Below are 6,014 nucleotides of genomic sequence, written 5' to 3'. Positions count from 1 at the left end.
AATTCCGGCATGTATGCCTCCACCCGAATGTTGTGGGCCATGGGCGGTTCGGGGTTTGCGCCGCGTGTTTTTCAAAAACGAACACCCGCGGCATTCCGATTGCAGCCTTACTATTGACAACACTGGTCGGTGGTTTGACATTTTTGACCAGCATTATGGGACCCCATGTATATCAACTGTTGGTGGCTGCATCCGGCCTGACCGGATTTCTGGCGTGGCTAGGGATCGCGGTATCACATTTTCGCTTTCGGCGTGCGTTTGTGAAGCAGGGGCATGATGTTCATGAGTTGAAATATCATGCAAAATGGTTCCCGGTTGGCCCAATTTTGGCGATCATCATGAGCTTAATTGTGATTGTGGGGCAGGATCTGCAAGCGGTACAACATTTTGCCTGGGGACGTCTGCTGATTTCTTACATGTCGATTCCGCTATTCATCGTTTTATTTGTCTGGTATAAGGTCAAACACAAGACCAAGCTAATTCCGTTAGAAAAAGTCGATCTTTCACCACACCGTGAGCATCAGGCGAGCAAGCGAGCGTGAGTAAACGAGTAGCTGATTGGCTTTTTGACTGCAACATTTCTCGCTAAAGTATATGAAATTGCGCCTAAGCTAAATCGGCTCTAAAACGCAGCAATTTGCGTTTTAGAGCCGATTTTTGATGGATAACTGGCAAAATTTATTCGAACGACGAGAGCCTAAGAAGCGGGATCGACATTTTGGCCTGACAACGAGGCGTCGGTTTTCTTAAGATACAGGCGGCGAATCAATAAGTACAGTCGGAAAATGGCGTCGTCGCTGTCTTCAGCTGTCCAACTAATGATGTGCCCATGAAAACCGGCAGGCGCGGCGGCTTTGATGGCCTTCTCGTTATCGACACTTGTAATAACGAGGTCTGCAGTTTTAAAAACGGCACGTTCCGGCAACAAGTGAACCATTGGCAGATCAGATAAGAAGTTGACGAGGCGGCGGTTAAGCAAGTTGTGGTCGAGATAGGCCAATCTGACCCGTACGGTAGGTGTTTCCGCAAAGTAGCGCAGATAAGGCGTCAGCAAATAGTAGAGCGTGCGCAAGAATAGATGCTGCTTACCAAGAAAGTGTCGATATGCCGGCGTATCAGGCAGCGTGGCAATGAATTCCTCGAGGCCTTGATAAAGATTGGTTTTGGTGTAATTCAACGCACGGGGATTGAAAAAGTCGACCAAATGCATGAAATCGCCGCCCAGCATTTCATTGTTCAATGCGATTCGGGTCAGATTGAGGATCAACCCCTGTTCGTGCTGAAGGTCAAAGACTGTGTGATGCCGAATATGATCACCTAAAAAGGCTAAAAGTCGTTTAACGAAATCGGCAGCAACTGTCTTTTGGCTAAGAACGTAATGAATAAAGTCTTTATCGGCTGGTGTGTCAGGCAAGAAGGTGATCGTTCGATGTTGCTGAAAATAGAAGAAATCATTTTCAGCTTTCATGAATTGCTTATTGAACGCCGGGAACATTTCTTGCGTATAAACGGAATGCTGAAATGGTGGGTAATCCTTGAAGATCCGGTCAAACGGTTCGTTGCCGGTAACAAAATGATTGCCACTGATCCGCACCCGACAAATTGCCCAAAAGAGGATCTCTTCAAGAATATCGACCGGATTGGTTTTGGCATTGGGCAGGGCCATGTATTCTTTGACGATTTGCTTTTCATCCAAAACTTTAAATGGCCAGTCAACACCATGGTAACCTAGCCAGTAAAAATCAAACAGAAACAGCCTGATTCGGCTTTCTTCACCGATAAAGCACAAATCACTAAAGGACAACTTGATTTGGAACCGTTCGAGCAGTGCGCGCAAGGCGACGGTTTTCCGCACCAACGTCGAGCGGCTGATGAAATGGGCCCGGCAAAACTGCTCGGTAGAGGGATGATTAGCCTGAACAATGTAGTCAACAAATTGAAACGCAATCGCATGTTTTAGCAAATAAAGGTGATAATCATCAACCGTTACGTCGATTTCCATTAAAAGGTTGATTTGCTTACGTTTAAGGTTTTCCGGGTGCGCTGTTAATTCGGTTAAATCACGAAAGAGTTCCTGTAAGATGTTGTAGCCCTGCTGATAAGAAAGGTCTAGGTGGCGACTGAGGGTATTAATGGTGTAGGTTTGGACATTACTATCCTTGATAGCTGAAAACATTTGGTATTTTTGGAAATCAGCGCGGTCAAGAAAAGTTTGTTCGTAAAGCATCGTGATCCCCCAATCTGAAGACAATTTTGTTTGCTTCAATATCAATTATAACAAAGAATGACGAGTATGACGTTTTATTAGTGAACTATTGAACTTTAAACATGCGTAAAACCATCTGTTAAGATAAGAAACTGCTATAAAAATGGTATAGACAAGCTTTGTGCCGAGCTTGAAACCTGACGCTGTATGTTCGATGAAGTATAATCATGGGAAATGGGGTAAATTATCTGAAGTAGGGAGATTTTATGAAAGACAATCATGATATTTTTTTGTCAATGTCTGACGCTGAGAAACTGGGGTTGTTTCGTACCATTATCGAGGTACGGGAAGCGCAGACACCAGTTACGGCAAAATTAGCGGCTTATCGTGGTCATCGGCCCTTGGTAAGTGAGGTTAATCTCAAACAGATAGCAGCACTTACGAACCGCAATTATGGCAGCGTCTATAATACTTATAATGGTCTGATTAGTTCCTTGCAGGCCATGCTGGGTCGGCACCATAGTTCGGTGAAAACACTATTTGCGGTGCCGCCTGACGAATTTCGCTATCATCTTGTTGCCCAATCACATCCATACAAATTTTTGGACGCTGTCTTATATCAACGGTATGAGAACCTTGATGATTTTTTGAAAGCCTGCGATAGCTCTAAAGCCACGGTTTTGCGCCATTTAAAGGCGATTCGGGGTTATGCGCGGCAAAGCGGAGTGCAGTTCTCGTATGAAACACTATCATTTACCGGCCCGGAATTAAATATCCGGCTGTTTATGACAATTGCTTATTGGTTGGCAACCAATGGCGTGGCGTGGCCTTTTGAAAATTTAACGCACCAGCAAGCTGGCCAGATTCTAGATGGCTTACTGGTCGTTTTTGATGGCGGCAAGGTCAACACCATCACGCGCGAGTTATTAATGTATTATGTGGCGATTTCGCATCAGCGCATTTTAAGCGGCCACATTTTGGTGCATGACGCGCAATCGGAGGTGCTGCATTACCCGGTTCCCAATCTGTTCAGCGACGCCGCCTCGCGACTACTGGATAAATCAAAACAATTTGAACATCTGACCACCCAGCAGCAACAGAGCGAAAGTGATGCGCTTTATTTTCTATTTAATTTTGCACCGCTATATATTATCACGGATGAGCAAGTTGAAAAGCGGATGATCGAGCGCTACAACAACTATAATCCCGAGATTTATCAATTGATCAGCGGATTTTTCGAGCATTTTCCATACAGCTTCAAGCGTGATATTCACCTACCCGATGATACTTACCGTTTGCTGTTCGTCAATATGCTGAGTGTGACGGTAAGCGTGCTGGCGTTTAATAAGGATTTTACGACCAGTTTGTTAGCCGAGTTCAGTTCAAACATTCAGCAAACCAAGGATGATCCTGCCTTTTATCAACAGGTTAAGGTCACACTTGACGAAGTGATTGGGCGCAAGAAGCTGTCATCGTTTCGAAATTGCCGAGAAGTTTTGACCGAGGCATTTTATCGTAGCCTGCATCAACTTGTAGTTCAATTTCAGCCACGCAAAAAGGTCTTGGTTGCTCCGATTATCGAACAAACAATGACTGGCTATATCGATCTCTTGGCGTTTTTGCATGCTGTTCCGTTCGTTGAGTTAGCGTCGCCTGATGCTAATCTCAAGGATGTTGATCTGGTCATCACGACTTCGGTAGGGCTCATTCAAGACAATGTCGGTAAGACGCAGATTTTCCCGTGGCACATCAATGTCACCAATGACCACTACGGCCAGCTTTATAGTTTGCTGCGGGAACTTTGGGATGAAAAGATGCTCAAGGAAGCGCGTTTTATTTACTAGAACCTAACACCAATCTGTGCGAGTTGTTAGATCGCGGGTATATTCGTCATAAAAATACAAAGTTTTCTTGTATCCCGCGTCAAGATGCGGTATTTTAGCAATGTATAGTTAACACGTCTGAAGCGCCTAAATGGATGTTTTAGAGAGTCAGCGGTTGGTGCAAGCTGACAATCATCCTTATTCCAGCGCCTGAGTGGGCAGTGATGAGCTGCACGGAAGCCGACCGTTATCGGCTAAGAGGGTGGCGTTATGCGCCAAACTTGGGTGGTACCGCGGAAAGAAGCCTTTCGTCCCATTGGAGATGAAGGGCTTTTTTTGTTGAGCGTGAGCCAGCCCGGTTAGAGACCGGAGTGTGAGTCGGGCCCCGATGCCGGTGAACCACATTAAGGCGAGCATGAATGCGCGTGCTGACGTGTCAGATACATCAAAATGATGAGGGAGGAAAAGTATGTTAGATCTGAAATTGATTCGGCAAAAGCCTGAATGGGCGAAGAAAAAATTAGCCGCCCGGGCAATTAAGGGTGAAGAAATCGACGAGCTACTGGCTCTGGATGAAAAGCGCAGAAAAGTGACAGTGCAGACCGAGGAACTAAAAGCTCAGCGTAATGAAGTTTCCGGGAAGATTGCCGTCATGAAGCGCAACAAAGAAAACGCGGATGACCAAATTGCAGCGATGCGCGAAGTCGGCCAGAAGATTAGTGCTTTAGACAAAGAGCTGGCGGCACTTAATGACAAAGTGACTTATATTCTAGTACGTTTACCGAATTTCCCGGCAGATGATGTGCCAATGTCGCTGAACGAAGATGATTCACGAGAAGAGTACAAGTGGGGCAAGATTCCAAGTTTTGAATTTGAACCAAAACATCACTGGGACATCGGTGAGAGTCTTGGCATTTTGGATTTTGAACGAGCCGCCAAAGTTTCAGGCAGTCGGTTTGTTTACTATAAAGGAGCCGGAGCCCGCCTAGAACGTGCCGTTTACAATTTCTTTTTAGACGAACATCAAAAAGAAGGTTACGAAGAAATTATTCCTCCTTACTTGGTTAACAACGATTCCATGTTTGGAACTGGTCAGTTTCCCAAGTTTACCGATGCTACTTATACCATCACCAATGACGGCGAGCCATTGACCATGATTCCGACCGCCGAAGTTCCACTGGTCAACTATTACCGTGGCGACATTATTGATGCGGATAAACTGCCAATCAATTTTACGGCCTTAACTCCGGCGTTTCGTTCTGAAGCTGGCAGTGCCGGCCGCGACACCCGCGGCCTGATCCGCATGCACCAATTTAACAAGGTCGAGATGGTGAAATTCTGTAAACCGGAAGATTCCTGGAAAGAATTGACTAATTTGATTCATGATGCTGAGGATCTTTTGCGTAAACTAGATTTGCCTTACCATGTCATCACATTAGCCAGCAACGATGCTAGCTTCACCAGCGCCAAGACAAATGATCTGGAAGTCTGGTTCCCGGCCCAGGATCGCTACCGGGAAATCTCAAGCTGTAGCAACTGCACCGACTTCCAAGCGCGGCGTTCCCAGATTCGGTATCGCGACGACGAAGGCAAGCTGCAGTTTGTCCACACACTCAACGGTTCAGGACTCGCAGTTGGCCGAACGGTAGCAGCCATTCTTGAAAATTGCCAGCAAGAAGACGGCACCGTTAAGATTCCGGATGTTTTGGTTCCTTACATGCATGGGCAAACTGTCATCAAACAAGAAAATTAATTGAGAAAATGCATGTTTATGCAGCGAATTGCTAATGATTCGCTGCATTTTTGATTGAATGTTCGGCCTTCGATTTCTTAGCAAAACCTCATTTAAAAAGTGTTGACGGCGTTCAACAAAGTTGCTATCATATTCTTCGTTGTCAAATTGATAGCACATCAGGGCATTCAACAAATGCATGTTTATTCAAAAAGTTGTTGACATGATTTGCTGGTCATGATAATCTGTCAAA

The 6,014-nt window shown here is 45.4% G+C and carries 3 protein-coding genes and 1 pseudogene; 3 read left to right on the top strand and 1 reads right to left on the bottom strand.

Annotated features, from left to right (window positions below; genetic code table 11):
• Positions 1-542, top strand: a pseudogene (locus GSO_RS08980) (amino acid permease); the annotation flags it as partial.
• A 155-nt stretch (positions 543-697) separates the two neighbouring features.
• Here the strand turns inward: GSO_RS08980 and GSO_RS08975 are convergent.
• Positions 698-2,227 (bottom strand): helix-turn-helix domain-containing protein, encoded by a 1,530-nt coding sequence (locus GSO_RS08975; protein ID WP_010491316.1) that lies wholly within the window; start codon positions 2,225-2,227, stop codon positions 698-700.
• A gap of 245 nt (positions 2,228-2,472) precedes the next feature.
• On the opposite strand from GSO_RS08975, the gene GSO_RS08970 reads away from it, so the two are divergent.
• Together GSO_RS08970 and serS are read left to right on the top strand one after the other, a co-directional pair.
• On the top strand, positions 2,473-4,050 hold the full coding sequence (locus tag GSO_RS08970) for a helix-turn-helix domain-containing protein (protein WP_010491314.1): 1,578 nt from the start codon (positions 2,473-2,475) through the stop codon (positions 4,048-4,050).
• 448 nt (positions 4,051-4,498) lie between these two features.
• Positions 4,499-5,782, top strand: a complete 1,284-nt coding sequence (serS, locus tag GSO_RS08960) for a serine--tRNA ligase (protein WP_010491313.1) — start codon at positions 4,499-4,501, stop codon at positions 5,780-5,782.
• The last annotated feature ends 232 nt before the right edge of the window (positions 5,783-6,014 follow it).

It is taken from the genome of Lacticaseibacillus zeae DSM 20178 = KCTC 3804 (assembly GCF_000260435.1).
Lineage (GTDB): Bacteria > Bacillota > Bacilli > Lactobacillales > Lactobacillaceae > Lacticaseibacillus > Lacticaseibacillus zeae.
Note: the sequence above shows the minus strand (reverse complement) of the source record. Positions and strands in the feature narration are given on the sequence as shown.

Bases quoted from the DNA above. Each gene is read 5' to 3' on its own strand.
- GSO_RS08970 (WP_010491314.1), top strand. From the start codon at position 2,473: ATGAAAGACAATCATGATATTTTTTTGTCAATGTCTGACGCTGAGAAA.
- serS (WP_010491313.1), top strand. From the start codon at position 4,499: ATGTTAGATCTGAAATTGATTCGGCAAAAGCCTGAATGGGCGAAGAAA.
- GSO_RS08975 (WP_010491316.1), bottom strand. From the start codon at position 2,227: ATGCTTTACGAACAAACTTTTCTTGACCGCGCTGATTTCCAAAAATAC.